The organism is Bradyrhizobium sp. LeoA1Lang (assembly GCF_055413685.1).
Genome location: NZ_JBVAPG010000319.1, coordinates 1 through 4,106, shown reverse-complemented (window position 1 = coordinate 4,106; position 4,106 = coordinate 1). Strand labels below are relative to the sequence as shown.

Here is a 4,106-nt window from a genome sequence, read left to right as displayed (position 1 = left end):
AGCCTTCGTGGTAACGCTTGTCATGGCGTGGTCTCCAGCCCGGCGCGTCAACGCCGGGTGATTCGAGGTTGATCACCCCGGAGACTACGCCACTTTCAATTCCAACCGCTTTTCGGACGGCACCCTTTCGGAAGGGGCATGTTGTCCTTCAGCAGGCTAGTGGCGAGTTGTGCAAGATCGCTGCGGTTCGCGATTGAATAGACGGACCTGCTGCGCGTGATGATCTCAAAGTCGGCGAACTTCACTTTAAGCGTTACCGTCCGCCCCCGAGTGCCCGTCGACTTGCAGTGCCGCCAGACCTTGTCGACCAGCGGTTCGAGCTCCGCTGCCATGGTCTCGAATTCGATTAGATCGGCCGAGAACGTGTTTTCCGCACCGACAGACTTTCAGATCCGGTTCGCTCGAACGGGGCGCTCGTCTACGCCGCGCGAGATCCAGTAATAGTAAGCGCCGGACTTGCCGAAGTTAGCGTTCATGAACTCCAGTGTCTGGTTGCGCATGTCGAGACCGGTGAAGATGCCCAACGCATTCATTTTCGCGCTCGTCGCCGGGCCTATCCCGCGAAATTTGCCCACGGGCAGCCTCTCCACGAAGGCAGGTCCCATTTCCGGCGAGATGACGAATTGGCCGTTCGGCTTGCGATGATCGGAAGCGAGCTTAGCCAGAAATTTGTTGTAGGAGATGCCGGCAGAAGCGTTGAGGTCGGTCTCGGCCTTGATCGTTTCGCGGATGCGCGAGGCAATGTCCCGAGCGAGCGGGATGCCTTGAAGATTTTCGGTCACGTCAAGGTAGGCCTCGTCGAGCGACAAGGGTTCGATGATCGGCGTGTGCTCGGCGAAGATTTCGCGGATCTGCCGGCTGATCGCCTTGTAGACCTCGAAGCGAGGCTTGACGAAGATCAGGTCTGGACACTGCCGCTTCGCCGTGATCGACGCCATCACGGACCGCACTCCGAACTTCCTGGCTTCGTAGCTCGCGGCAGCCACGACGCCTCGCTCCGCCGAGCCTCCCACCACGACCGGCTCTCCGCGAAGGTCCGGGTTGCCGCGCTGTTCCTCGGAAGCATAGAACGCATCCATGTCGATGTGAATATCTTGCGATAGGACGCGGTCGAAGCGCCTTGCTCGGGATCGGGTGGGGCCATGTGCGGATTATATAGGTCCGCAGTCGAGTCGTCGCAGCCGTTAGACCACACCGTCGGGCGGGCACTCCGGACAGGTGTCGCCGATCGAGTCCAGCACTTCGGCGATCGCTATGGCGGCCGTTTGCGACGAGACGCCAGGCGGCGGGTACTCGCGGGCCATGCCGAAGGCGCGATCGCGGGCGTGCGGGTCGGCGCGGTCCTGCATCCACCCATGCTCTTCGCATTCGCGGATGGCGCCGGATTCTTGCAGCACGGCGATAGCCCATCCTTGTAGGGTCCGGATTGCCGCGCGCGGCTCCCTCGTCATCAGCATTTGAAGGCTCCTGGTGCGCCAAACGAATCAGCCAGTTCATCCTGCGTTCCTGCGAGCTAGCACGGGGCAGGGATTCGCAAACGTGGGAGCAGTCGCCTTTCCACGGCGATGGACCCTCAACGCGCACTGGGGTCCTGCCGTTAAGGAGGGCCGGCGCACGCTACCTGGCGAGCCCGGCGTTCTCCCGCAGCGTCCCGATCGCCTTGGTAAGTTCCCTCTCTGTCGGGTCCGGCTCATGCGCCTGCTCAGCAAGGGTCTTGAGGTACGATGCCTGGGCACCGGTCATCGGATCATGTCCTGAAACCCACTCATTCGGGTCCCTCTCCGTATTGTCGGCCATGTGAACCTCCAAAAATCTGGGTGCAGTCCCAACTTGTAACTTGAAAGATTGTTCCCTTTTTGTTCACTTGAGCGGCTGCAGTCCAACGGGGTCTCAATGCCTAGATCTCGAGTTCGTCCGTCGGGAAATCGAATACATGCGCGTCCAGCTCGGGCGTCAGCGAAACGACATTATGAAGCTTCAACGGGCGGGGATCTGTACCGCCTCGGCCGAACTGCTCCTGCAGCGGATGCTCGCGAAGATCGAAGGGCTTTGCGCAGAACGCGACAGGCTTAAGAAGGCGGCGCCAGGGCCGACCGCGGGGAAGGTGCTTGGAGGTCGGAAGTGGTGAAGAGATACTTTTCCGACGCCGAGGATCAGCCGCCGTTCCTCAAAGCTTTGGCCGAGGTTCGAAAGATCGGTGTGCACGAGGGATGGTGCTATCACCAAGTCCAAGCGATCATATTGGCCATAGATCAATATGCCGAGGCCGCGACAGGCAACCGGGAATTTTTCTGGAATAGGCCGCATTCAATCGGCGGTCGGACGCGCGGCGATGATACCCCGTAGACGGCTCCGGCTATGATAGCGCCAGCTCAGTGAACGAACTGCTTTGGCAACACCATCACGATGTTGACCTGGCGCTTCAAGACCTTCGAAGCCGCGATCTGAATTTGAAGCGAGAAGTTGTCCTCGACCCCAGCCGCGGCTTCCTCATCCTTTGCGTAAACGAACAGGATATCGCCGTCGAGTTCGTCGAAGTGAATGCCGGCGAACAGCCGGTCAAACGCCTTCGCGCCAACGATGAGTGCCATCCGGGCTTGTATCGCGTGGTCCTGGACTTCTGTCAGGTTCATGCGCTGGAAATAGGCTGCCTCGACTCGATGCAAGGAGGAGCGAGCGAGTGGTGCGCCTAAGCCTCGCGCAGCTGGCTGATCTCTTTCGCGGTTTGGCAAGCGCTCTGGATCCTGACAACCACGGTCGGTGACGGTCGGCTACAACGTCTTGGAGGGGGACTTGGGAGGCAACGGCGATGCGCGCTCGCCGTTTTCCGCGTGGCTCGCGGCTACGGGGCGATCCAGAATCCGACTCGGATAACCGCCAGGCCGACGACGATTATCAGGATGTCGGTCGTCAACCATTCCGGTATTCGCTTCGCAGGTTCAGCCATGGTTTTGGCCTCCGCTACCGGCACCCTCCGACATCCCGGAGCGAGGCGATATGACCTGCTTCACGAAATCCGGGAAAAAGAGGCAATTTACTTGAAGATGGGGGAGCCGAGCGGCGGCTTTCACTCTCTCGAAGATACGCCGTCGGGCTCGAAATGCGCTGTCCGGCGGCGAAGGTGAGCTGCCCGGCAGGGGAGCCGATCGAGTTGCTTGGGGCAGTGCGCGCACAATTGGTGCTGGAGCGCGGTTTTTCTCGCCTCCCGTAGTTATCCCGTGGTGACTCAGGCGGATTCTGGGATTGTCATGTGTGGTGGTTCGGCGGTGCGGGCGCTGATACTTTGCTCCGCAATCACCGACCAGGGGAGGAGGCCGCCATGCTTGCTGAGAAATTCTTTCTGGTTTTGGAGACTCTCAAAAGTCATGCTTCGGACGGAAGCGTGCGGGTTGTCAGCACGACGCCGCGAGTCCCGGTAAGGCTGCCAACCAAGACAACAGACAAGCAGGTCGCCAACAACTAGGTCCGGCTCACGCTGAAGATCTTTGGCTCTCTCGGTTTCGTCGGCTCGCCCAGCGCCTTTGCTGCCGTCGATGGGTTCAAAATTGCGCCGCCGGGCTAGAAATGCAGTGTCCCGGCGGCGTTTATTTCACTGGTGCCCTGAAATCCCAGTACCACCATCCTAGCAAGACGCTATCGAAGTTTGTGTATGAAATGGCACACACGGTAGTCAAGGAAGCAGCCCGGCCCAGGGGACAAATCCGGACCGAGCTGCCAGGGGCGTTACACACATGGATCCTGCGTGCGACCTTCAACGCAGCCACAAATGGACTGTTCCGCGTGGCTTCGCTAGCTGTGCGGAGGGGCAAGAGGAACTTCGTTCTCGGACGAAGAGGCTAGGGGACCCATAGCCGGAGAAAAACGGCCCGGCCAGGGGGATGGACCGAGCTGCAAGGGTGGCAGGTGCACACATTGTTGCGGAATATGCGTTGTCACAATCTCGGCCAGCGCGGCGTATCTGAGAGTTACCGCGGGGCGGTAGGTGCCGTCCGAAAAGCGGTTGGAATTGAAAGTGGCGTAGTCTCCGGGGTGATCAACCTCGAATCACCCGGCGTTGACGCGCCGGGCTGGAGACCACGCCATGACAAGCGTTACCACGAAGGCTT

3 protein-coding genes and 1 pseudogene are annotated in these 4,106 nt (G+C 60.2%); all 4 read right to left on the bottom strand.

Annotated features, from left to right (window positions below; genetic code table 11):
* Positions 1–116: 116 nt before the first annotated feature.
* Positions 117–1,079 (bottom strand): annotated as a pseudogene (gene dinB, locus ACZYOF_RS42635) (DNA polymerase IV); the annotation flags it as partial.
* Between the two features lie 105 nt (positions 1,080–1,184).
* Positions 1,185–1,457 (bottom strand): hypothetical protein, encoded by a 273-nt coding sequence (locus tag ACZYOF_RS42630; protein ID WP_282532584.1) that lies wholly within the window; start codon positions 1,455–1,457, stop codon positions 1,185–1,187.
* 160 nt (positions 1,458–1,617) lie between these two features.
* The gene (locus tag ACZYOF_RS42625; protein ID WP_282532583.1) at positions 1,618–1,797 is read right to left on the bottom strand and encodes a DUF3072 domain-containing protein; all 180 of its coding nucleotides are present in this window, start codon (positions 1,795–1,797) and stop codon (positions 1,618–1,620) included.
* Positions 1,798–2,372: 575 nt separating this feature from the next.
* Entirely contained in the window at positions 2,373–2,732 is a 360-nt protein-coding gene (locus ACZYOF_RS42620) for a hypothetical protein (RefSeq protein ID WP_245476407.1), read from the bottom strand.
* Positions 2,733–4,106 lie beyond the last annotated feature (1,374 nt).

Coding starts and splice junctions, on each gene's coding strand:
- ACZYOF_RS42630 (WP_282532584.1), bottom strand. CDS start 1,457: ATGCTGATGACGAGGGAGCCGCGCGCGGCAATCCGGACCCTACAAGGA.
- ACZYOF_RS42625 (WP_282532583.1), bottom strand. CDS start 1,797: ATGGCCGACAATACGGAGAGGGACCCGAATGAGTGGGTTTCAGGACAT.